At 70.0% G+C, this 23608-nt stretch carries 20 protein-coding genes and 2 tRNA genes; 18 read left to right on the forward strand and 4 right to left on the reverse strand.

Annotation, left to right across the window (positions count from 1 at the left end):
- Positions 1-193 precede the first annotated feature (193 nt).
- Positions 194-913, reverse strand: coding sequence for a pyridoxamine 5'-phosphate oxidase family protein (locus QE410_RS03445; RefSeq protein WP_307327873.1), 720 nt, complete (start codon positions 911-913; stop codon positions 194-196).
- 81 nt (positions 914-994) lie between these two features.
- Between QE410_RS03445 and QE410_RS03450 the strand changes: the two genes are divergently transcribed.
- Both QE410_RS03450 and QE410_RS03455 read left to right on the forward strand, forming a co-directional pair.
- Entirely contained in the window at positions 995-2440 is a 1446-nt protein-coding gene (locus QE410_RS03450) for a PLP-dependent aminotransferase family protein (protein WP_307327875.1), read from the forward strand.
- Positions 2441-2539: 99 nt separating this feature from the next.
- Entirely contained in the window at positions 2540-3343 is an 804-nt protein-coding gene (locus QE410_RS03455) for a MerR family transcriptional regulator (RefSeq protein ID WP_307327878.1), read from the forward strand.
- A gap of 32 nt (positions 3344-3375) precedes the next feature.
- Here the strand turns inward: QE410_RS03455 and QE410_RS03460 are convergent, their stop codons facing one another.
- The 3 genes from QE410_RS03460 to QE410_RS03470 all read right to left on the reverse strand — a co-directional run bounded on the left by QE410_RS03460 (position 3376) and on the right by QE410_RS03470 (position 7301).
- Positions 3376-3903 (reverse strand): AAA family ATPase, encoded by a 528-nt coding sequence (locus tag QE410_RS03460; RefSeq protein WP_307327880.1) that lies wholly within the window; start codon positions 3901-3903, stop codon positions 3376-3378.
- Positions 3904-3979: 76 nt separating this feature from the next.
- Complete coding sequence (locus tag QE410_RS03465) at positions 3980-5485, reverse strand: HNH endonuclease signature motif containing protein (protein WP_307327883.1); 1506 nt, start codon at positions 5483-5485, stop codon at positions 3980-3982.
- 232 nt (positions 5486-5717) lie between these two features.
- On the reverse strand, positions 5718-7301 hold the full coding sequence (locus QE410_RS03470) for an NAD(P)/FAD-dependent oxidoreductase (RefSeq protein ID WP_307327886.1): 1584 nt from the start codon (positions 7299-7301) through the stop codon (positions 5718-5720).
- Positions 7302-7362: 61 nt separating this feature from the next.
- Here QE410_RS03470 and QE410_RS03475 point away from each other — a divergent pair, with 61 nt between their 5' ends.
- The 16 genes from QE410_RS03475 (at position 7363) to QE410_RS03550 (ending at position 23571) form a co-directional block, all read left to right on the forward strand.
- Complete coding sequence (locus QE410_RS03475; RefSeq protein WP_307327889.1) at positions 7363-8160, forward strand: inositol monophosphatase family protein; 798 nt, start codon at positions 7363-7365, stop codon at positions 8158-8160.
- A gap of 146 nt (positions 8161-8306) precedes the next feature.
- Positions 8307-9857, forward strand: coding sequence for a M23 family metallopeptidase (locus QE410_RS03480; protein ID WP_307327892.1), 1551 nt, complete (start codon positions 8307-8309; stop codon positions 9855-9857).
- A 65-nt stretch (positions 9858-9922) separates the two neighbouring features.
- Positions 9923-9994, forward strand: a tRNA-Thr gene (locus QE410_RS03485).
- 35 nt (positions 9995-10029) lie between these two features.
- Positions 10030-10103 (forward strand) — tRNA-Met (locus QE410_RS03490).
- Positions 10104-10354: 251 nt separating this feature from the next.
- Positions 10355-11197: an AraC family transcriptional regulator gene (locus QE410_RS03495; RefSeq protein ID WP_307327895.1), complete on the forward strand. Its 843-nt coding sequence runs from the start codon at positions 10355-10357 to the stop codon at positions 11195-11197.
- A 161-nt stretch (positions 11198-11358) separates the two neighbouring features.
- A complete protein-coding gene (locus tag QE410_RS03500) occupies positions 11359-12417 on the forward strand; it encodes an ABC transporter substrate-binding protein (protein ID WP_307327897.1) in 1059 nt (352 codons plus the stop codon).
- Between the two features lie 56 nt (positions 12418-12473).
- Complete coding sequence (locus tag QE410_RS03505; protein ID WP_307327900.1) at positions 12474-13529, forward strand: iron ABC transporter permease; 1056 nt, start codon at positions 12474-12476, stop codon at positions 13527-13529.
- Positions 13526-14623 carry an iron chelate uptake ABC transporter family permease subunit gene (locus QE410_RS03510; protein ID WP_307327902.1) on the forward strand — a complete coding sequence of 366 codons (1098 nt, stop codon included), beginning with the start codon at positions 13526-13528 and terminating at the stop codon, positions 14621-14623. The genes QE410_RS03505 and QE410_RS03510 overlap by 4 nt, the downstream gene beginning before the upstream one ends.
- A 10-nt stretch (positions 14624-14633) precedes the next feature.
- On the forward strand, positions 14634-15422 hold the full coding sequence (locus tag QE410_RS03515; RefSeq protein WP_307327904.1) for an ABC transporter ATP-binding protein: 789 nt from the start codon (positions 14634-14636) through the stop codon (positions 15420-15422).
- Complete coding sequence (locus QE410_RS03520; protein ID WP_307327907.1) at positions 15419-17056, forward strand: ABC transporter ATP-binding protein; 1638 nt, start codon at positions 15419-15421, stop codon at positions 17054-17056. The genes QE410_RS03515 and QE410_RS03520 overlap by 4 nt, the downstream gene beginning before the upstream one ends.
- A complete protein-coding gene (locus QE410_RS03525) occupies positions 17049-18848 on the forward strand; it encodes an ABC transporter ATP-binding protein (RefSeq protein ID WP_307327910.1) in 1800 nt (599 codons plus the stop codon). The genes QE410_RS03520 and QE410_RS03525 overlap by 8 nt, the downstream gene beginning before the upstream one ends.
- A complete protein-coding gene (locus QE410_RS03530) occupies positions 18845-19735 on the forward strand; it encodes a siderophore-interacting protein (protein WP_307327913.1) in 891 nt (296 codons plus the stop codon). Before QE410_RS03525 ends, QE410_RS03530 begins: the two co-directional genes overlap by 4 nt.
- Before the next feature lie 106 nt (positions 19736-19841).
- Positions 19842-20603, forward strand: coding sequence for an IclR family transcriptional regulator C-terminal domain-containing protein (locus QE410_RS03535; RefSeq protein WP_307327916.1), 762 nt, complete (start codon positions 19842-19844; stop codon positions 20601-20603).
- Positions 20604-20985: 382 nt separating this feature from the next.
- Positions 20986-21732: a 3-oxoacid CoA-transferase subunit A gene (locus QE410_RS03540; RefSeq protein WP_307327919.1), complete on the forward strand. Its 747-nt coding sequence runs from the start codon at positions 20986-20988 to the stop codon at positions 21730-21732.
- The gene (locus QE410_RS03545) at positions 21729-22367 is read left to right on the forward strand and encodes a 3-oxoacid CoA-transferase subunit B (protein WP_307327924.1); all 639 of its coding nucleotides are present in this window, start codon (positions 21729-21731) and stop codon (positions 22365-22367) included. The genes QE410_RS03540 and QE410_RS03545 overlap by 4 nt, the downstream gene beginning before the upstream one ends.
- A 37-nt stretch (positions 22368-22404) precedes the next feature.
- Positions 22405-23571: a thiolase family protein gene (locus QE410_RS03550; protein ID WP_307327927.1), complete on the forward strand. Its 1167-nt coding sequence runs from the start codon at positions 22405-22407 to the stop codon at positions 23569-23571.
- Positions 23572-23608 lie beyond the last annotated feature (37 nt).

Here is a 23608-nt window from a genome sequence, read left to right on the forward strand (position 1 = left end):
GTTCGCGGACGTGAGGGTCTGGGGCGCAGTATCTGTCGGCGCGCACACCTCCTGCAGGAACGTCTATGCGGACGCGTCGCGGGACACCGAGGGCGGTTTGCGCCGGAGTCGGTGGCAGCTCGAGAGGGCGGCTCGGGTGTGTGTGCAGGACGTGTGCCGTCACGGGCCCGAGCCCCGGCCATGCCGGGCCGGGTCAGATCGCGCCCGTCGCCGCGAGCCGTTCGGCCGCGCGTCGCACCGAAGCCGGAACCGGCGTCCCGGCCGCGGTCTGGGGCGAGGTGACGGGCTCGCCGACCTTCGTGCGCAGCGGCAGCATCCCGGCCCACACCGACCGGTCCTCGCCGTCGTCGTCGACCTCGACGAGGGATCCCTCGTTGTCCTTGACGCTCGCCTCTTCGAGCGGGATACGCAGCACCATGGTCGCCGCGATCTCTTTCACGGTCATCGGGCGTACGTCGGCGCTCCGCCCCGGCATGAGGTGCTCCGACAGAGTGAGCAACGCGGCCTCCTTCTCGGCGGGCGGGACGACGGATGCCACGGCGTGCACGACCGCGCACCGGTACCGCATCGAGCTGTCGAACAGCGAACGGGCGTACTTCAGGCCCATCAGGTGGGTGATCGTGAGGCTCACGGGCGCGCCCGCCGCGATACGGCGGAAGAAGTCGCTGCCCGTCGAGCCGTGGACGAGCAGATCGTCGCCGTCGCGACCGATTCCCACCGGCAGGGCGACCGGGCGACCGTCGCGGACGATCGCGAGGGTCGCATACAGGGCGCTGTCGATGACGTCGTAGAGGGCGGCGCGATCGGTTCGCTGATGGTGGGCACCGCGGCGGACGCGGGTGAGGCCGGTGAGGGGAAGTTCAGCATGGGGCAGCTCAGCATGGGGCGGCGGAGTGCGCGGCAGATCGGTCATGAAGCCATTTCAGGACGTCGATTGGTCCATCGCCTAGACCGATTCTGCGCATTCGCGGTGGACCAGTGACAGGATCGTTCCGTGATCGACGTCGGCATCCTGGATCGCGGCGCGGCCGCACCGCTGCACGAGCAGCTCGCGCACGGTATCCGCGCGGCGGTGCTCGCGGGTCGCGTGCGCAGCGGCGACGTCGTCCCGTCGACGCGTGCGCTCGCCGCCGACCTCGGGCTCGCTCGGGGCACCGTGGTCACTGCCTACGACATCTTGGTCGGGGAGGGGTACCTCGTCGCCCGACCGGGCGGAGGCACGGCTGTCGCCGAGATGGCACGCCCGGCGGCGGCGGCCCCCGCTGCCGCGCCCCTGTCGCCGCTCGGCTCCGGCGCGCCCGTCGTCGACCTGCGCCCGGGTCGCCCCGCCACGGCGGGCATGGTCGATGCCGCGTGGAAATCGGCCTGGCGTCGCGCGAGCGCGCTCCAGATCGCGGCGGACACGAGCAGCGTCACGGGCGACCCCTCCCTGAGGGAGGCCATCGCGGCGCACCTCGGGCGCACCCGGGGCCTTGATGTCGCGCCCGACGATGTGATCGTCACCGCGGGCACGAGCGACGCGCTGCTGTTGACGATGCTCGCGCTCACTCCGCGTGGCCCGCGCCTGCGGGTGGGGATCGAGAACCCCGGATACCCGCGCGTGCGCCGCCTGCTCGCGCGCCTCGGCGCGGAGGGCGTGCCGATCCCCGTGCGGCTCGGCTCGGGCTTCGATCTCGACGCCGTCGAGGCGCACGACGATCTCGACGCCCTGATCGTGACCCCGCAGCACCACTACCCGCTCGGCAGCAGGTGGGATGCCGCGGCCCGTTCGCGTCTGCTCGACTGGGCCGCGCGCCGTCAGACGGTCGTCGTCGAAGACGACTACGACAGCGAGTTCCCGCACGGGCGGGTTCCCCTGCCTCCGTTGCATCTGCTCGACCCGGTGAACGTGGTGTCCATCGGCACCCTGTCGAAGGTGCTCAGTCCCTCGTTGCGGTGCGGATGGATCGTGGCGACCGGTGCCGTGCGCGCGCAGATCGTCGACGCCCGCATTGATCTGGATCCACCCGTCTCGCAGGTACAACAGCAGGCGCTCGCCCTCTACCTCGCCGAGGGCGCTCTGGCTCGCCACACCGCGCGCCGCAGACGCGACTACCGCCACCGGCGCCGCCTGCTGCTCGAGGCCTTCGCTGAGGTCGACGGCGTGACGCTGACCGCCACCGACGGGGGACTCCATGCGGTGGTGCTGCTCGCAGACGCCTCGCCGGCGGCCGAGGCTGCGGTGGTCGACGCGCTCGCCGACCGCGGCATCCTCGTGTCACCTCTCTCGGGGTACGCGGTTCCGGGTACCGCCGTCGATCTACCCGCGGGGATCGTGCTCGGATACGCGGAGCCGTCGACTCCGATGTTGATGGATGCCGTCGCCCAGATCATCGACGTCGTGCGAGCCCCCACCGACTCGAACTCGGCGTCGCGTCCGAGCGCCGCCGCTGCAACCTGACGTGGTACCTGATCTGATGTGTTCTGCCCTGACACGGTGTATTTGACCCTGACACGGTGTATTTGACCCTGACACGGTGTGAGGGAGGAGAAAAGAAGCATGTTGTCCATCGGGGCGTTCGCGCAGATCGGTCAGGTGACCCACCGCATGCTGCGGCACTGGGACACCGCCGGACTGCTCGTTCCCGCCCACGTGGACGAGCGCAGCGGCTACCGCTCGTACGATCCCTCGCAGCTGGCCAGGCTGCATCGGATCGTGGCGCTGCGGCAGCTCGGCTTCGGTCTCGACGATGTCGCGTCGATTCTGGACCAGGGGGTGGATGCCGATCGCATCACCCTTCTGCTCCGCGAGCGTCGCATCGAGGTCGAGCGCGAGCACCGGATCGCGGCCGCGCGGCTCGTCGATGTGGAGCGACGTCTCCACCTCATCGAGAGAGAGAAGCACATGCGAGAGATCGAGATCGTCCAGAAATCACTGCCCGCCGTTCGCCTTGCGGCCCGGCGTCGACTGGTTGCGGACGGTGCCGAGATGGCGGATGTCGTCGGACCGACCTTCGACGCCGTCGCCGCCGTCATCGGTGCGCAGACGGGCGCTCTCGACACGCCCATCGCGCAGTACGCCGTTCGCGAGGACGGGACGGAGGTGCTCGCGGGATACCTGTACTCCGGTGGGGCGCAGGACGGGATCGAGGTCGTCGAGCTCCCCGCCATCGAGGTGGCGATATGCGGCATCCATCTGGGGTCGATGGAGCGGATCGGCGAGAGCTGGCAATCCGTCCACGCGCAGATCCTTGACAGCGGGTTCGTGCCGTCCGGCCCGTGCCGGGAGCTCTACGTGCGGGCCGTCTCCGACGATCAGGCCGACTGGGTCACTGAACTGCAGCAGCCGGTCGCCGCTGTCTGACGCGGCGCGGTTCGCGCGGTGCTTTCGTGATATCAGCCGTCGAGCCATTCCGCTGCGGCGAGGAGCTGGCGCGCGATGTCGGTCGGTGTGCGGCCGTCGGTGGCGATGCGGATGGCGATGTCGAGGGCGTCGAGCTCGTCGGCCGCGCGTCGGCTTCGTGAGAGGTGCTCCTCGACCGCAGGTCCGAACTCGCGGCGGCGAAGCCGGTCACCGACGGTGGCATCGTCTGCCGTCAGGAGGACTGCTTTCGCCTCGACGTTTCCGCCGAGGGCTCGGCTCAAGCCGTCGACTTGCGCCACGCTGACGGTGTTCGTGAAGAGCAGTCGGTCGTAACCTGCGCGACGGTAGTTCCGCCAGATCGCTGCCAGATTCTGCTCCGCCAGGTGGATGCCCGCACGCCATGGTTCAGGGTGGGCATGGTCGAGATTGTCGCCCTCGATAACGGCGTGCCGCACGTTCCGCTCGGCCAACAAGCGCGATGCGACAGCCGCGACGGTCGTCTTGCCGACGCCGGATCGGCCGCCGACGAAGATGACCCGGGTCGAATTCGCCACATCCATCCGGAAATCTCCCATCGCCGAGAGGTTGTCGTACCCGGAATGCTCCCCGACGCGGACGCTCCGGCAAAGTCGCCACTCAGAAGGGCGGAGGATCCGATCTGGCGCTGTGGCGCGCGTCGCCGCCGTCGGGAAGGAACAAGACGCGTGGGGGCGGTGCCTCTTCGATTCTCTGGCCGAGCGGGCTGGTGAACCTGAGGGCACCGTCGGGTTGCTGAGAGACGGTCCAGGCGGTCTCCGTCTTGAGCGTGTGATGTCGTACACAGAGGTGAGCAAGGTTCGACAGCGTCGTTGCCCCACCGTCCTGCGCTTCGTGATTGTGATCGATCTGGCATCGCGTCAGGGGTGCACGGCATCCGGGGGCTCGGCAATGCTGGTCGCGCGCCGCGAGGTATCGACGCTGGGCCGCGGTGGGGCTGTAGCGGTCGACCTCGAGCACGGTGCCGGCGACGGGGTCGCACATCACACGGTCCCACCCGGGTGCGCGTGCCGCGAGCCGCCGGGCGGTGCGCGGATCGATGGGGCTGCGTCCCGCGACCGCCGCTCCGACGTCGGCGCGCCCGAGCAGGGTGAGCACCGGAACGGTGATCTGCACATGCGCACGTATCGCGCCGAGGCCGCCGGGGCACGTGGTGTCGTCTGTCGGGTCGATCGTCGGCGCGCCGGTCAGGAGAAGATCGGCGCAGATGTCGGCGCCGATCTGAGCCAGTGTGCGTTCGTCGCGCACCGCGCGCGCGTTGGCAGTGCCGTCGGCAGTGCCGGCGGGCGTCGAGGGGACGGCAACACCCGAAGGCGCATCTGCGTGGGTGGTGCCGCCGGCGGGCGTGACGTTCGCTCTGTCCACGCTGTCTGAGGCGAGGAGGGTGTCTCCGGATGCGTCGGAGGGCTGGTGCCTGTTTGAGGCGTCTGTCACCGTGCATGCCGCACGTATCGCCGCGGCCTGACGCCGCAGCCGATCGCGAATGCCGTGCGCGACCGTCGCGGGGAGGATGACGCTCAGCTCGGCCATCCCGTCCGCAAGGTCTCGCACGCTCACCCCCCGTTCTTCGGCGGCTCGCGCATGTCGAGCGGTCATGCCGACCGGCTGCACGCTCTCGGCCAACTCCCGCGCGAAGGCCCGCGTGCGGCCGGGGGAGTCGCGTTCGGCGCGCGTCAGGACGACTTGTTCCCACCCCCGCCGAGTGTCGTCGTCGTCGATCGCAGCGCCCGTGTCGAGAATCGCTTGCGCGTGCCGCATGCCGATGCGTCCGGACTCGAGGGCGTCGACCGTCGCAGCGAACTTCTCGGTGAGCGTGTGCGCTTCGCCCAGTTCTTTCTGCACGGTGAGGTCGTGTGTCTGCGTCGCGGCGGCGATGTCGAGCGCCACCGAACGCACCGGGAGTTCGCGCTCGCGTGAGCGACGGGATGCGCATCGAGCGACCTGTTCCATCGCGATCTGCATGACCGCCGCCCTGTGACGAATGAGCCCCGCGTGCACGCGCGCCAGCTGGATCGTGTCGGCGCGGATCTGCTCGACGAGCTCGCGCAGGCGGTCGCACTCGTCTTCGCCGGGGAGCGCGGCATCCGGAGAGCGGAAATCGGTCATGGCTCCAGTTTAGAAACTATGTTCGAATGCGGCCATCACGTTCACCTCCACCCCGATGGATTTCACCCGGTGCGCTCGTGCCAGCCTCGTCACGCCATCACCCAACGCCTACACCGCCGCACAGCCGTTGCCCCCGCACCGCCGCCACCCCGACAGCACCGCCGCCACCCCGACAGCACCGCCGCCACGGGCCACCCTCACCCGCCAAGTATCCGCACCGCCCCGGCCGCCCTCACCCCCCGAGGAGCTCCAGCGCCGCCATCGCCGCGTTCTGGCCCCCGATCCCGCTGACTGCGCCACCGCGCTGCGCGCTCGACCCGCACAGCAGCACCCGCGCATGCGGGGTCGCGACACCCCACCGCTCGGCGGGGGTCGATGCGGCAGACAACAGCCACGGCCACGACAACGTCCCGTGGAAGATGTCGCCGCCGACCATGTTGAGCGACCGCTCGAGATCGCTCGTGGTGCGGGCCTCGATACACAGCCGCCCATCGGGCGCGACGAAGATGCAGTCCCGCAGCGGCTCCGCCAGCACGGAATCCAGTGACGCCTGGGCCGCGGCGAGCAGGCGAGCGCCCGCGGCGACGGGGTCGGTGTCCTCGATGAGTCGGTGCGGCACCTGCAGCCCGAACATCGTCAGCGTCTGCGCACCCGATGCTCGCAAGTCCTCCCCGAGGATCGATGGATCGGTCAGCGAGTGGCAGTAGATCTCGACGGGGAGCGGCTCGGGGATGAGCCCTCCGGATGCCGCCACGTACGCGGCATCCAATTGGGTCATCGTCTCGTTGACGTGGAAGGTGCCCGAGAACGCGGCCTCCGGCGTCACCGACTCGTCGCGCAGGCGGGGCAGGCGCGACAAGAGCATGTTCACCTTGACCTGGGCGCCCTCCGGTTCTTCGGCGCCGGTCGTGGCCGCCCCTCCCGCCGACAGGAGCCGGTCGAGCACCGCGCGTCCGACACCGCTGAGGATCAGATCGCCGTGGAACACCTCGGAACGATCGGTCATGGTGTGCACATCGCCGTCGGGGGAGATCGAGATGACTTCCACTCCCGTGACGATGTCGGCGCCGGCCTCGCGCGCGGCTCGCTCGAGTTCCGCGGTCACTGCCCCCATGCCTCCGACGGGCACGTCCCAGTGTCCCGTCTCGCCGCCGATGACGTGATAGAGGAAGCACTTGTTCTGTGCGAGAGAAGGGTCGTCCGAGGAGGCGAAGGTGCCGATCAACCCGTCCGTCAAGGCGATGCCCCTCGCGAGGTCGCTGTCGAGCGACGAGCGCAGCAGGTCTCCGAGCGGGCGCGTGATCAGCGACTCGAACAAGGCGTCGTCGCCGACGCGCTCGCGCACCTCGTCCACAGTCGGCAGCGGCTGCGTCATCGTCGGGAACACCGCGCGGCCCAGCGGTGCGAGCCGTTCGCCGAACGCGGCGAAGCGGTCCGCCTCGTCGGTGTCGCCGAGCGTACGTGCGAACGACGCGGCCGTCGCCTCGGCATCCTGGGTGTCGATGAGGATTCCGCGCGAGGGATCGGTCGGGTCCGGCGTGTAAGACGAGTACCGGCGGCGGCGCAGGTCGATGCGCAGGCCCAGGTCGTCGATGACCTTCTGCGGCAGCAGGCTCACGAGGTAGGAGTAGCGCGACAGGCGCGCATCGACTCCCGGCCACGGACGTTCCGACACGGCGGCGCCGCCCACGGCATCCGTTCTCTCGATCACCACCACCCGACGCCCCGCGCGGGCGAGGTAGGCCGCGGCGACGAGGGCGTTGTGCCCTCCTCCCACGATGACGACGTCGTACCGGCGAGAATCCGAAGCTGTCATGTTCTCCACGCTAACGACGGCGAGCAATTCTCGGAGGGGGTGGCGCAGTAGCGTGGATGCCATGACCTCTCCCGCCGACCTGCTCGACCTCGCCACGCGCATCGCCCGAGAGGCCGGTGAGTTGGCTCATCGTCGCCGCCGCGAGGGGGTGACGGTCGCCGCCACCAAGTCCGCCGCGGCCGACATCGTCACCGCCGCCGACCGCGAGGTCGAGGCCTACATCCGCGCTGAGCTGGCCCGAGAGCGACCGGATGACGGATTCTTCGGCGAGGAGTCCGGCGCCGAGGAGGGCACGAGCGGGATCACGTGGGTCGTCGACCCGATCGACGGCACCGTGAACTACGCGTACGGCATCCCGGCGTGGGCGATCAGCATCGCGGCGGTCGAGGGTACGGCCCAGACCTCGGCGTGGACGGCGCTCGCGGGCGTCGTCTTCAACCCGGTCACGGGGGAGATGTTCCGCGCCGCGCGCGGTGGCGGGGCGTGGTTGGGCGACCAGCGGCTCTCCGTCAGCGAGGTGGGGGATGCCGGCGGACTCGTCGCCACCGGCTTCGGCTACAACCCCGAGACGCACGCCCCCGCGCTTGCGCAGCTGTCGCGCGTCATGCCGATCGCCCGCGACGTGCGGCGCATCGGAGCGGCCTCACTCGATCTGGCATCCGTCGCCGCCGGACGCGTCGACGCCTACTACGAGCGTGGCACTCACCCCTGGGACCACGCCGCCGGAGCCCTGCTGGTCGAAGAGGCCGGGGGACGAGTGGGCGGAGCGCCCGGCGGTCGCCCGGGTAACGGCATGGTCATCGCGGCGGGGCCGGAGTTCTTCTCGCGCCTGGAGCCGCTGCTCGATTACGACCGGTGAATCGACCCTGCTCATCGCATTCTCAGCGGACGGGGGTAGGGTGTTTACCAGTTCGTTATCTTCCGTGACCCGAACCTCGGAAGTGGCCAAGCCCCAAAGCCCGAAGCCGTCGCCTCTGTGCGACACGACACGAGAGCCTCCGCGCGTTGCCGTCTGACACTCCCACGACTGAGCCCGCCCCGACCCGGCGGTCGCGTCGCCCCCTCGCCGCCCCTGCCCCCGAGCCCGCCGAACGGCTGACCCGCGCCGAGATGCGCCGTCGGGGCGCGGTCGAGGCGGGGTCGACGACGGCCCCGGATCCGGCCCCGGTCGACGCCGCGAATGCCGCGCAGCCCGAGCTCATCGAGAATGTCGCCGCCGCTGTCCTCGAGACGGTCATCGCCGCGACGATCGAACCCACGCTGCCCGAAACGGATGCCACGCCCTCGGCGGGCGACACCTCCGACGCACTCGAGGTCACCGTCGTCGACGAGCGCTCTTCCGACGACGTCTCCGTGATCCTGCAGAGCGCCGACAGCGACGTCGCGACGACGCCCGTCACGCTGCCGACCTCGCCCATCACCCTGCCGGTCTCGTCACGTCGCTCGCGCCGACGTCCGCAGCAATCGGTGATCCTCGACTCTGCCGAGACGCCCGAGGTTCTCGCTCTCGACGCACCGGCGCCCGCCGCGCAGCCCGCCGCCGCGCAGCCCGCGGCCGAGACGGCGCCCGCCGCACAGCCCGCCGCCGCGAAGCCCGCGGCCGAGACGGACGCCGCCGCGCAGCCCGCCGCCGCGCAGCCCGCGGCCGGGGCGGACGCCGCCGAGACCGATGCGGACGCCGAGGACGACGAGTTCACCTCCGCGGCGCGCCTTTTCGCGTTCACGGGCGAGACCGCCGTGCAGGCGCCCGCCGTCGTCGCCGCTGCGAAGCCCGTCGTCGAGGGTCTTCCGGTCGCGGCGCCGACCGGCTCGCGCCGCAACGCCCGCCGGATCGCGGCGACGTCGTTCTCCGTCGGCGTCATGGGTGTCGTCGGCCTGCTCACGGTGGGTATGACCATGCCCGTGAGCGCGCTCGCATCGGTCAGTGGCACCGAGAGCATCGCCACCGCCGAGACGGCCACGACCCGCCTGGCCGTCGGGGGCGACGTCGCGGCATCCGAGGGCGCGATCCAGGCCTACGTGGCCCCCGCCGCCGCGCAGTCGGCGGTCGTCGACCGTGCCGACGGCTACAGCGCGACCACCTACGCGAAGATGGCCGCGGACTCCGGTATCTCCAACCCCTCGAATTTCTTCGTCAATGACCCGACGGCGCCCATCCAGTGGCCTTTCGCGGTCGGCGTCCCGATCACCTATGGCTTCGGGATGCGCGACGGCGGCATGCACGAGGGCGCCGACTTCGTGCCCGGTGAGGGTGCGCCCGTGCAGGCGATCGCCGACGGCACCGTGCGCATCGCGACGGAGCAGGGAGGCGCCTTCGGGGTCACCGTGCTCATCGACCACCAGATCGACGGCCAGCTCGTCTCGAGCCGCTACGGGCACATGCAGTACGGCTCGCTGCAGGTGCAGCAGGGCCAGCACGTGAAGGTCGGTCAGTTCCTCGGCCGCACCGGCAACACGGGCCGCTCCTTCGGCGCGCACACGCACGTCGAGATCCTGCAGAACGGCACCACGCCGATCGACCCGATCGCGTGGCTGCGTCAGCACACCGGAGGCTGACTCGATTGGTGAGAGGATGTCGCAGTCTGATATCCTCGTCAAGTTGCCCGGAGAGATCCGGGAACGCCCCGATAGCTCAGTGGCAGAGCACTTCCATGGTAAGGAAGGGGTCGTCAGTTCAATCCTGACTCGGGGCTCAAGGCATCCTCTTTCGGAGGACGGATGCCGTCGCGGCGGGGTAGCTCAGTTGGTGAGAGCGCACGACTCATAATCGTGAGGTCGCGGGTTCAAGCCCCGCTCCCGCTACTTCGGGGATAGGGCTCGGCGCTTACCCGGACGATCTTCTCGGGCCTCACTGTTGCAGGGCTCGTCGAGCCCGGTGAGGCGACGATCTGGCTGGAGCGCCCGGCTGCTATGGTGTGAGCGCCCATTTCGAGCACCGGCGCATAGGTCAGCTCGCAGGGTCCCTCCCGTCGACTGGTTCCAGCGCATCGGCATGGCGGAACCCATGGCCCGTGGGTCGAGGTAGAGGTCAGCGTGGTGCCGAAGGGAAGCGGATGAGCGCTTTTCGGCAGGGTGACTGGGAGGCCAGCCCTCAGCATCCCTCGAACATCGAGGCTCCGTACCTCATGAGCACCGGTGTCGTGGCGGACGAGGACCGGGGTCTTCGCCCGCTCTCTCCTCCCCACTCCCACGCCGACGCGATGCTGGCGTGGTGTTACCGGGGCACGGTGTGGGTGCACCTGCGCGACGCGATGTGGCAGCTCGCTCCCGGACAAGGTGTGTGGATACCACCCGGCATAGCCCACACCGCCCATCACGAGCGCGAGTCGGTCGGGTGCTACACCTACCTGCCGGCGTCCGTCGCATCAGTGCCCTCCGACGGCATCCGTCGCGTGCTCGTGCCACGTGCGGTTCAGGAGATGCTGCTGCACCTCGGCATCAACGACATGCCCACGGATCTGCGCGTTCGTGCCCAGTCCGTCCTGATCGAGATGCTTCAGCAGCCGACCCCGGAAGCGCTCGCCGACCGGGGGGAGGTTCCCCTGCCCACGGACGACCGCGTGCGCGCGCTCGCACAGTCGGTGCTGGACGATCCCGGCGATCCGCGCGACGCCGGAGAGCTGTGCGCTGCGCACGGGCTTCACGAGCGCACCGTGATGCGGATCTTCCAGAACGACGTCGGAATGAGCTTCGGCAAGTGGCGCACCGGCGTACGCCTGACGCTGGGGGCGCGGCTGATCCTCGAGGGAACGCCGGTCGGGGTGGCGGCACACCGATGCGGCTACGCGACGACGAGCGCTTTCTCGGCGAGCTTCAAGGAGAGATTCGGTGTCAGCCCGCGCCAGCACGTGGCGCGGGCTCAGGCCGACTCGGCGCGCCGGCTCTATTGGCGTTGACCGTCACTCGCTGACCCTACGGAGTCTGTCTGCCGACAGAAAACGTCGGCACACCGACACACGTGACGAACCACGCCCCCTAACATCGTGATGTTAGGTAACGCTTACCTAACTCTGCCGCCGCAGGTGGCGCTTCCCATTCCCCTCCCCGAAGGAGAGCCATGACGCACGCATCCGCGCGCCCGAAAACCCGACGCCGCGTTGCATTGGCCACCGCCATCGCTGCTGCCCTCGTCCTCGCCGGCTGCGCGACCCCCGCCGAAACGGCATCGTCGCCCCAGGCGGCGGCCGGCGGCGTCACCATTGAGCACGCGTACGGCGAAACCGTCATCCCCGTCAAGCCGCAGCGCATCGTGACCCTCGGCTGGATGACGGCCGATGTCGTCGCCGCGCTCGGTACGAACCCGGTCGGTATGGAAGAGGTGTGGGGCACCGATGAGAGCGGCTACCAGCCCTGGTTCGAGGACTACGCCACCCAGGAATACGGCGAGCTGCCCACCCTCATCCCCCCGACCGAGGAAGGTCCGAACTACGAAGCCATCATGGCTCTGCAGCCCGACGTCATCCTGAGCCTGTACTCGGGTATCACCGATGTCGAGTATCAGCGTCTGAGCGAGATCGCACCGACGGTGCCCTACCTCGAACGCCCGTGGGACGCGGGGACGTGGGAAGACCTCACCCGCGCGGTCGGCAAGGCGATGTCCGAGGATGCCAGGGCTGAGGCACTCATCGAGGAAACCGAGGGGCAGATCGCCGACCTTGCCGACGCTCACCCCGAATTCGCGGGGAAGACCTTCGTCTGGGGCTTGACCCTGAACGAAGGTGACACCGACCTCGGCGTCTACCTCTCGTACGACCCGCGCGTGCGCATCACGGAAGCCCTCGGCTTCACCTCGACGTCATACATGGACACGTTCGCCGCGACCGCCGAAGGGGACAACTGGTACTCGGGTGTCAGCCTCGAGAAGCTCTCTGACGTGCAGGCCGACCTCTTCGTCGGGTGGGGGAGCGGTCGAGATCAGGCGGAGTACAGCGTCCAGAACAAGGTGTTCTCGCGGTGGGCGCCGATCGCCGCCGGACGGTACGTCTACTACACCGACGCCACGGACGCGTCGGCGATCAGCGCCCCCACGGTGCTGTCATTGAGATACATCCTCCCGCGGTACGTGGAGGACCTCGCCGCCGCGCTCCGCGACGAACCGACGATCGTCGGAAAGTGATCACGAGGGTGTCGCGGCCGTCGTCACCTCCGGTCCTCGCGCCGTCGGTGCCGGACGTGGCTCCCGACGTCCTCAACGCAGGGGTGGGGGGCCGGCTGACCGGCTCCCCACGCCGCGCCGGCGCTCTTCTCGCGGGACTGCTTATCGCCGTGGCCGCGCTCGCCCTCACCGTCCTCGCGTCCCTCGCGGTGGGCAACCGGGCGATCGACCCCGCCACCGTCCTCGGTGCCCTTTTCTCGTACGACGACGACCATCCGCTCCACGTGACCGTCATGGAGCTTCGGTTGCCGCGCACCCTCCTCGGCGTCGTCGTCGGCGCGGCGCTCGCCGTGTGCGGCGGACTCATCCAAGCCTTCACGCGCAATCCTCTCGCCGATCCCGGAATCCTCGGTGTGAACGCCGGCGCCTCCTTCGCCGTCACTTTCGCCGTCGGTGTGCTCGGGCTCACCGCCCCCGGGGCGTACGTGCCGTTCGCCCTCGGTGGCGCCCTCGTTCTCACGGTGCTCGTGTACGCGCTCGGGTCCTTCGGCCCGTCGGGGGCCACTCCGATGAAGCTGACCCTCGCGGGCGTTGCGTTGGGCGCAGCCGTCAGCGGGCTCACGACAGCGATCGTCCTTCGCGACACCGACACGCTGCAGGTCATGCGCTTCTGGGGCGTGGGTTCCATCGGCGGACGCACGATCGATCAGCTCGCGTGGGCCGCACCCCTGATCGCGCTGGGACTGACCCTCGGGTTGATGTGCGCCCGCTCGCTGAACGTACTGGCCCTCGGGGACGATGTTGCCCAGTCGCTCGGTGCGCGCGTTCGCGTCACCGGTGTCCTCGTGGTCATCGCGGTGACGTTGCTTGCGGGTACCGCCGTCGCCGCCGCCGGACCCATCGCTTTCGTCGGGCTGATGATCCCGCACGTCGTACGGTGGTTCACCGGCCCCGATCAGAGGTGGGTCCTGACGATGTCGATGATCGTCGGGCCGACGTTCCTCCTGCTCGCCGACGTCGTGGGACGCATCGCCCTCCCCAACGGCGAACTCCGCGTCGGTATCGTCACGGCTCTCCTGGGAGCCCCCGTCCTCGTCGTCCTCGTGCGACGTAAGCGGGTGAGCGGGCTGTGATCGTTGCGAAGCGTCACCCTCTCGACGACACGCGGGTGCTCGCCGAACATGCGCCGGTCGACTTCGGCCGACGCCTCATCCGACTCGAGACGAATCGGCTCGGTACGCTCGTCGCCGTCCGCTCGGTGGTCGTCGGCATCCTGCTTCTCCTCGTCATCGTGACGGCGGGACTCTTCTCGCTCACGATCGGCACCTACCGACTCGACGTCGCCTCCGTGCTCCGAGCCATCGTCGATCCCGCCTCCGACCCGCACATTCGCCACGTCGTCTTCGAGTGGCGCCTGCCGCGTGTCCTGTTCGCAGTCCTGTGCGGCGCGGCGCTCGCTCTGGCGGGAGGGATCTTCCAGTCGCTGACCCGTAACCCGCTGGGTTCTCCCGACATCATCGGGTTCGGAATCGGTGCCGAGTTCGGCGTGACCGTGACGATGATCGTGTTCGGCCTGAACACGTATGCCTTCAAAGCAGCCGGAGCCCTCGTCGGCGGGCTCCTCACCGCGCTGGTGGTCTTCGTCCTCGCAAGCAAGAACACGATGTCGTCGTTCCGGCTGATCGTCGTGGGCATCGGCGTCTCTGCCGGTCTCGGTGCACTCACGTCGTGGATCCTGATCTCGGTGAGCGTCGAGAAGGCCATGATGGCCGCGACGTGGGGGGCGGGATCTCTCGCCTCCCTCGGCTTCGACCAGCTCGTTCCCGCCTCGGTCGTGTTCGTCATCGTCGCGCTGGCCGCGGTGCCGCTGCATCGCACGCTTCCGGTGCTCGAGATGGGGGATGACGCGGCGACGGCTCTCGGCATCCGTCCCGTGCGTGTGCGACTTCGCGCCATGATCCTCGCCGTGGCGCTGGTGGCGCTGGTCACCGCCGCCGCGGGACCCATCTCCTTCATCGCGCTGGCCGCCCCGCAGATCGCTCAGCGCCTCCTCCGCTCGAACACACCGATGGGCATCGCCCCGCTCGCTCTGACCGGCGCGGCCCTCGTGGTCGTGTCCGACGCCGTCGGCCAACTCGTCGCCGTTCCTGTCGGCGTCGTCACCCTGTCGGTCGGTGGCCTCTACCTCGCCTGGCTGCTCGCAGCCCAGTACGCGCGCCGCGCGTGAAGGGAAACCCATGACGACGTCGCTCCTGACCCGTGACATCAGCTTGGGCTACGGAGATCGCGCAATCGTGTCCGGACTCTCGCTCGAGGTTCCCGACGACTCGTTCACGATCATCATCGGCCCCAACGCCTGTGGAAAGTCGACGCTGCTGCGCGGATTCGCGCGTCTCCTGCGTCCGACAGCCGGCACCGTGTTGCTCGACGGCCGCGAGCTGGCCTCATTCGCGCCGAAGGACATCGCTCGCCGACTCGGGCTCCTCCCGCAATCCTCCATCGCTCCCGACGGCATCCGCGTCGCCGACCTCGTCGGACGAGGACGCTTCCCCCACCAGAGTGCGTGGCGCACATGGAGCAGAGCCGACGATCACGCCGTCTCCGTCGCCATGGCCGCCACCGGCATCACGGATCTCTCGAGCCGTCTCGTCGACGAGCTCTCCGGCGGGCAACGCCAGCGCGTCTGGGTGGCCATGGCTCTCGCGCAGCAGACGAAGCACCTCCTGCTCGACGAGCCCACGACCTTCCTCGACATCGCCCACCAGATCGGCCTGATGGAGCTGTTCGCCGACCTGCATCGCGACGGCACGACCCTCGTTGCGGTGCTCCACGACCTGAACCACGCCGCTCGCTACGCGACCCATCTCGTCGCGATGCGTGAGGGCGCCATCGTCGCCCAGGGCGACCCGCGTGAGATCATCACCGCCGAGCTCGTCGAAGCCGTGTACGACCTCCCCTGCCGTGTCATCACCGACCCTGTGGCGGGAACACCCCTGGTCCTCCCGCTCGGTGGACGGACCCGATGACGACGCCCCGCCGCCTCTTCGCGATCGCCCTCACATCGCACGGACGTGGTTTCGCGTTGACGGCCGCGACGATACTGCTCGTCCTGCACGCGCTCGCCGAGGCCGCGGTTCCGGTGATCGTCGGCGCCACCATCGATCACGCGGTGCTCCCCGTCGACCCCGGCGCGCTCATCCTGTGGCTCGCGGCGCTGATCGGGACCTTCCTCGCGCTGACCACGAGTTATCAGACGGCATCCCGTCTCATGGTCACGGTGTACGGGCACGGCGAGCAGGCGCTGCGCCACCTCACGCTGTCGCGGCTGCTTCGTCCCCGATTGTCGCGCCGATCGGTGTCGGCGGGGGAGGCGCTGACCTACGTGAGCGCGGACACCTACCGGGTCGCCGGAGTCGCCTGGTCGGTCGCGCAGCAGTGCGCGAGCGTGGCCGCCATCGTCGGGACGGCGCTCGTCATGCTGGCGATCTCGCCCGTCGCGACGGTGGTGGTCTTCGCCTCCACCATCGCCATGATGTTCGTGATGAAAGTGGTCTCTCGCCCCATCGAGCGCCGTGGCGCGGCCGAACAGGAGGCCGCGACCGAAGCCGGTGCCATCGCCGCGGACTTCATGAGCGGCTTCCGCGTGCTCGTCGGCATCGGAGCACGCGACGAGGCCGTACGTCGCTACGTCGCGGCGAGCGACGCCTCCCGTCGTGCCGCGACGGTCGCAGCTCGCTCCCTCGCCGCGTCCGAAGCGGTCAGCGGCGTTCTCGCCGGGGTCGTGACGGCGACACTCGCCGCGATGTCGGGATGGTTCGCCGCCGAAGGGCGCATGAGCATCGGGGAGCTCGTGACGGTGCTCGGGTTGGCTCAGTTCTTGAGCGGCTATCTCGCGGATGCGGGCTCGTTCCCCGCGAACTGGATCCATAAGCTCGCCTCAGCTCGGCGCCTGGCCGACCTCATCGACGCGGACGATCTGCTCGAGCAGTCCCCCGCCGGGGCCGCGGCTGCGACGCCGGCTGACGACATCGCGCTGCGTTTTCAGCCCGAGGGGTCGGCGTCGACCTCCATCGAGGTGCGCCGCGGTGAGCTGCTCGGCATACGTCCTCCGGACAGCGAGACAGCGCGGGCTCTCTCCCGGCTTCTGGGGCTACGGACGCGACCCGCGATCGGCGCGATCGCCCTCTCCATCGACGGGGTCCTGCACGATGCACGCACCCTCGACCCCCTGCAGTATCGCCGGCACGTCGTGGCTCCCCCGCATACCCAGACGATCGAGAGCGGCACCCTGCGCGACGCCGTCCTGGGCCACGGTTCGGGGCGGGCACCCCGGACCGAGCTGATCGAGATCGCCGCGCTGGACGACACCGTCGCCCGTGTCGGCGGATGGGACGCGCAGGTCGGCGAAGCGGGACGCCGACTCTCCGGGGGGCAACGCCAGCGCGTCGGCCTCGCCCGAGCCCTGCATGCGGAGGCCGACGTGGTGGTGCTGGACGAGCCGACCTCGGCCGTTGACGCACTCACCGAGGATCGCATCGCCCGTGCTCTCTCGCGCCATACCGCCACGACGATCGTCATCACCTCCTCGCCCCTGCTGCTCGCCTCCTGCGACCGGGTCATCCATCTGCCCGGCATCGATCAGGGGCGGCGAGATGACTGACGCCACTTCGCGGACGCTTCTGCCGGTCGCCTCCGGTGCGCGCGTGCGCGCCACGGTCGGGGCGCTGATGCGGCAGAACCCGGGGCGGGTGACCGCGGTCGGAGTGCTGTACCTGGCGGCATCGGGTCTGGGCGTCGTGATGCCGGCGAGCCTCGGGGGCATCGTGGATGCCGTGTCGACGAACGCCGGCATCCTCCTCATCGGGTTCTGGGTCGGCGCCGCCGGAGCCGGGGCGGTCGGCGCGGCGGTCGTGTCGATGTGTGCCGCGCGCGTGCTCGCCGGACTCGTTCAGGACATGCTGGCGAGTCTGCGTGAAGACGTCTTCGCCACGGCGATGCGGCTGCCGGTGAGCACCATCGACGACGGCGAGAGCGCGGATCTGCTGTCCCGGGTCACGGGCGACGTCGACGCCGTCGCCGAGGCCGGGGGGAGCGTCGCGCCGAACCTGCTCTCGGCGGGCTTCGCCATCACGACGTCGATCGCGACCCTCGCGGTGCTCGACCCCTGGCTCGCTCTCGCCGGGCTGACCTCCCTTCCCCTCTACGCCGTGGGCACGCGGCGGTTCCTTCGGCGCTCTCGCGTCGTGTTCCGCGAAGTCCGAGAACGTGAGGCCGATCGCAGCCAGGCTGTGTTGGAGACGGTCGAGGGGATCGAGACCCTGACCGCATTGAACGGGCAGGAGGATGCACTCGGCCGCGTTCGCGCACGTGCCGAAACGGCGATCCGCATGCAGGTCGAGGGCGTGCGGGTGACCAACGGTCTCTTCCGGTACATCAATGGCGGAGAGCTCGTCGGCTTGACGATGATCCTTGCCACTGGCTTCGTGCTGCAGTCGGCCGGAACGATCACGGTCGGCACGGTCACGACTGCGGCGCTGTTGTTCCATCGGCTGTTCGGCCCGGTCGGACAGGTGATCTTCGGCCTGGATGACATCCAGCGCGCAACGATCGGACTCGCCCGCCTCGTCGGAGTGATCGACCTCGGCCCGAGCGCACCCCCCACACCCGTTTCGGCCTCCGAACCGCCCGCGCACGCCGGTGTCGAGCTACAGGACGTGACGTTCCTCTACCCGACCACGGGCAGGGGCATCCACGAGGTCTCGCTGAGCGTCGCCGCGGGGACGACGACGGCGGTGGTGGGGAGCTCGGGGTCGGGGAAGAGCACTCTCGCCCGCGTCGTCGCGGGGCACCATACGCCCGTCGCGGGCCGGGTCCGGCTCGCCCCCGCGGCATCCCGCCCCTACTACGTCTCGCAGGAGGTGCACCACTTCCGGGGGACGATCGCCGAGAATCTCCGACTGGTCGCCCCCGAGGCCGACGACGACGCCCTCATCGCCGTGTTGCGTGTCGTCGGGGCGCAGTGGGCCGCGGAGGCCCTGAACCACGACGCTCGCGACACGTCGTCTCGCGGGGCGGACGCCGACGTGGACGAGGGGCGCGTGCAGCAGCTCGCGATCGCGCGCGCGATGTTGGCCGACCCGGACGTGGTGATCCTCGACGAAGCCACCGCCGAGATCGGCGAGCATCATCGAGCCGCCGTGGAGCATGCCATCGGCGCTCTACGCGCGTCGCGCACCGTTCTGATGATCGTCCACCGACTGCAGCAGGCGATGACCGCCGACCAGATCGTCGTCTTCGCCGACGGACGAGCGGTCCAGTGCGGCACGCACGACGATCTCCTCGCCGCCGATGGCCCGTACCGACGTTCGTGGCTTGCTCACGCGCCCCTCGCGCTCGAGAGCCCTCGCCAGTCCCCGACTCCTGTGGAGTCCGAAGAAACGGAGCACCCGTGAAGATCCACCGCGGCATCGTCAGCAAGACCACCGCCCTCTCTCCGACTCTCGTGCGGGTGACTCTCGTCGGGCCCGAAATGGCGGACTTCGCCAGCACCGGAATCGGCGACGAGTACGTGCGGGTGTTCTTCCCGCACGGCGACGACCCGACGAACGTGTCGCTGCCGGTGCCCGTGGGCGACTGGTGGGAGACGCCCCCGGGTGCACCCGAGGCGCCGATGCGCACGTACACGATCAGCGGGGTGCGTCCGGCGCTCGGCGAAGTCGACATCGATTTCGTGCTCCATGATGCCGGGGTCGCCGGCCCGTGGGCCGCCCGGGCTCAGCCGGGCCACGTTCTCGGACTGAACGCGCCTACCGGTCTGTACTCACCCCCCGCAGACATCACCTGGCAGGTTCTGGTCGCCGATCTCACGGGCCTTCCCGCCGTGGCGCGTCTCGTCGCCGACACCCCGCCGGGTGTCCGGACACGGGTCGTGCTCGAGATCGCCCATGAGGACGACCGGATCCCGCTCGTGCACGGCCCTGACGCCGAGGTGACGTGGGTGGTCGGCGGGAACGGTCGGGGCCCGAGCGCTCTGGGCGCGCTGGTACGAGGGGTCGTCGACCGCCGCCTGCCGCTCGACGAAGGCTATGTGTGGGTGGCCGGCGAGACCATCGCGCTCAGGGAGGTCCGGAGGTACCTGCGCAAAGACCTCTCTCTGCCCGCCAGCCGCTTCAAGGTCGTGGGCTACTGGACGCCGATCGCCGCGTGGAGCGAGAAGTACGCCGCCTTGCCCGACTCGGTACACAAGGAACTCGACGAGATCTGGGCGACCCGGGCGGACGCGGAACCCGAGGACGTGCAGCTGCAGTACGAAGAGCACCTCGGCCGGCTGGGCCTCTAGTCGTGTTCCCGTACCCCCCCCGGGCATGCTGCCGCTGCGCGGCGCGTGAAGCTCGGCGGGGTCGCCGGTCACCGCGGCGGCGGGCGCCCCCGATAGGGTGAGCCGGGTGAGTGAATCGGGAGAGTTCGTCCAGTCCCTCGCTCGCGGTCTCGAAGTCATTCGAGCCTTCGACGCCGAGAACCCGGCCCTGACCCTGAGCGATGTGGCCCGCCGTGCCGACCTCACGCGCGCGGCCGCCCGCCGCTTCCTGCAGACGCTCGAGACCCTGGGGTACGTGCGCGCCGACGGCCGCGTCTTCTCGCTCACTCCGCGCGTGCTCGAGTTGGGCTTCAGCTACCTCTCTGCGCTGTCGTTGCCCGCTCTCGCTCAGCCGCACCTCGAGCGACTCTCGCGCGAGGTGGGCGAGAGCGTGTCGTCGGCCGTCCTCGACGGCGCCGACATCGTGTACGTCGCGCGCGTGCCCACCCGTCGCATCATGAGCGTCGGCATCACGATCGGTACGCGCTTTCCCGCCTACGCCACGAGCATGGGGCGCGTTCTGCTCGCCGCCCTTCCCCGCGAGCAGGCGCGCGAGATCGTGTCGGTCTCGCATCCGACATCGCTCACTCCTCGCACGCGTACCGACGTCGACGCGATCGTCGCCGAGCTCGACACCGTTCGGGCTCAGGGGTGGTCGCTCGTCGACGGGGAGCTCGAGGAGGGCCTTCGCTCCCTGGCCGCGCCGGTGCACGACCGCCAGGGGGTCGTGGTGGCCGCGGTCAACATCTCGGCGAGCGCTCGCGGTGACGCCGCCACGTGGGGCGAGGAGTGCCTGCCCGCCCTCCGGACCGCGGCGGGCGCGATCGACGCCGATCTCCGACTGGTCTGACGAGCCCGGTTTCCCTCTACCGCCGCACTGGATGCCGGAACGCGCGCGTCATGACGGTGCGACGCGCCGTTCGTTATGCCGGCATCACACGCGCGGTGGTGCCGCGTCGCGCCAGCCCGGATGCCGTGCCGACATGACGCGGCATCACACGCGCGGTGGTGCCGCGTCGCGCCAGCCCGGATGCCGTGCCGACATGACGCGGCATCACACGCGCGGTGGTGCCGCGTCGCGCCAGTTCGGATGCCGTGCCGACATGACGCGATGTGTCGCCGGATGCCGCGCGCGCGGAGCACTCGCACCCTTGCCGTCGACGCGTCGATGGAGGTATTCTGTTCGCACATCGTACGCATGTACGCACAGCGAACAACGGAGGACCCTCCGCATGATCGACAAGACCGTTCCCCATGTCGAGGCGGCCGTCGCCGACATCGCCGACGGCGCGACCGTGATGATCGGCGGCTTCGGGCGGGCGGGTCAACCCGTCGAGCTGATCGACGCGCTCATCGCTCACGGCGCCCGCGACCTCACCGTCGTCAACAACAACGCCGGCAACGGCGACGCGGGCCTTGCGGCCCTGCTCGCGGCGGGGCAGGTGCGCAAGATGATCTGCTCGTTCCCGCGTCAGAGCGACTCCTGGGTGTTCGACGCGCTGTACCGCGAGGGCAAGGTGGAGCTGGAGCTCGTGCCGCAGGGCAACCTCGCCGAGCGCATCCGCGCTGCGGGCGCCGGTATCGGCGGGTTCTTCACCCCCACCGGCTTCGGCACGCAGCTCGCCGAGGGCAAGGAGACACGGCGCATCGACGGACGCGACTACGTGCTCGAGTTCCCGATCCGCGCCGACGTCGCCCTCATCAGCGCGCGCGCGGCGGATCGCTGGGGCAACCTCGTCTACCGCGGGACGGCGCGCAACTTCGGCCCCATCATGGCGGCCGCCGCGGTGACGACGATCGTCCAGGTCGATGAGATCGTCGAGCTCGGCTCCCTCGACCCCGAATCGGTCGTCACCCCGGGGCTCTATGTCGACCGCGTGGTCGCCGTGGGGGAGCGCGGGTGGCTCCGCAACGGAGAGTTCGTCGGCGGCGTCGACATCGAGGGCCGCGCCCTCGCCGAAGAAGGGGCAGCACAGTGACCACACGCATCTCCCGCAGAGATCTCGCCGCCCGGCTGGCATCCGACATTCCCGAAGGAGCCGTCGTGAACCTCGGCATCGGGGCCCCGACCCTCGTCGCCGACTACCTGCCCGAGGGTCTCGAGATCGTGCTGCACACCGAGAACGGCATGCTCGGCATGGGGCCCGCGCCCGAGCGGGGACGCGTCGACCCCGACCTCATCAATGCCGGCAAGCAGCCCGTCACCGCGCTCGCGGGGGCTGCGTACTTCCACCACGCCGACTCGTTCGCCATGATGCGCGGCGGGCACCTCGACGTGTGCGTGCTCGGTGCGTTCCAGGTGTCGGCCAGCGGCGACCTCGCCAACTGGTCGACGGGCGAGCCCGGGGCCATCCCGGCCGTGGGCGGCGCGATGGACCTCGCCATCGGCGCGAAGGACGTCTACGTCATGACCGACCTGCTCACCAAGGCCGGCAATCCCAAGCTCGTCGCGGCCTGCACGTATCCGCTCACGGGTGTCGGCTGCGTCTCGCGCGTCTACACCGACCACGGCGTCTTCGACGTCACCCCCGACGGCTTCCGCGTCCGCGAGCTGTTCGGCGACAACACTCACGCCGAGATCGAGTCGCTGCTCGGTCTGAAACTGGAGGCCTGACCCATGCCCACGGTGCCCATCAAAAGAGAGCTCTGACATGCCGTCCTCTTACATCTACGACGCCGTGCGCACCCCCTTCGCCCGGCACGGCAAGGCGTTCGCCGACGTGCGCCCCGACGATCTCGCCGCGACCGTCATGGCATCCGTCGTCGAACGCACCGGGATCGACCCCGCGCGCATCGAAGACGTGATCTTCGGCGACGCCAACCAAGCCGGGGAAGACAATCGCAACGTCGCGCGCTTCGCGGCGCTCCTCGCGGGCTTCCCGTCGTCGGTGCCCGGAACGACCATCAACCGCCTGTGCGGGTCGTCGCTGGATGCCGTGATCCAGGGCTCGCGCGCGATCGAGGCCGGCGATGCCGACCTCATCCTCGCGGGCGGCGTCGAGTCGATGACCCGCGCGCCCTTCGTGGTGGAGAAGAGCCCGCGGCCCTTCCCTGCGGCGAACCAGACGATGTGGAACACCTCGATCGGCTGGCGCATGACAAACCCGCGGCTGCGGAAGGACTGGACGATCTCCAACGGCGAGAGCGCCGAGAAGCTCGCCCAGATCTACGACATCTCGCGCGAGCAGCAAGACGCCTTCGCCGCGCGCAGTCACCGCCTGGCCGCCGCGGCGTGGGCCGAGGGCCGGTTCGCCGACGAGATCGTGCAGGTAGATGGGCGCGAGCTCGCCCGCGACGAGGGCATCCGCGACGACTCGACCGCCGAGGTGCTCGCGGGGCTTCGCCCGGCGTTCCAGAAGGACGGCACCGTGACCGCGGGGAACTCCTCGCCGATCAACGACGGCGCCTCGGCGGTGCTGCTCGGTTCTGAGGGGGCTCTGGATGCCGAGCCTCTGGCGCGTATCGCCGGTCGGGCCGCGTTCGGCAACGACCCCGACGTGTTCGGCGTAGCGCCCGTCGAAGCCGCGAACCGTGCGCTCGCCCGGGCCGGCCGGTCGTGGAGCGACGTGTCGTTCGTTGAGCTCAACGAGGCGTTCGCGTCGCAGTCGCTCGCGTGCGCCAAGCTGTGGACCGAGCTCGATCCCGAACTGCTGAACGAGAACGGCGGCGCGATCGCGATCGGTCACCCGCTCGGGGCGTCGGGTGGGCGCATCATCGCGCGCGCCGCGCACGAGCTGAAGCGCCGCGGTGGCGGCGTCGCGGTGACGGCCATCTGCATCGGCGTGGGCCAGGGCCTCGCGGTGGTGCTGGAGCGCTGAGCCGCACGCCCCGGCGTCCGGGCGACGGGGGTCAGCG

Source organism: Microbacterium sp. SORGH_AS_1204 (genome assembly GCF_030818935.1).
Taxonomy (GTDB): domain Bacteria; phylum Actinomycetota; class Actinomycetes; order Actinomycetales; family Microbacteriaceae; genus Microbacterium.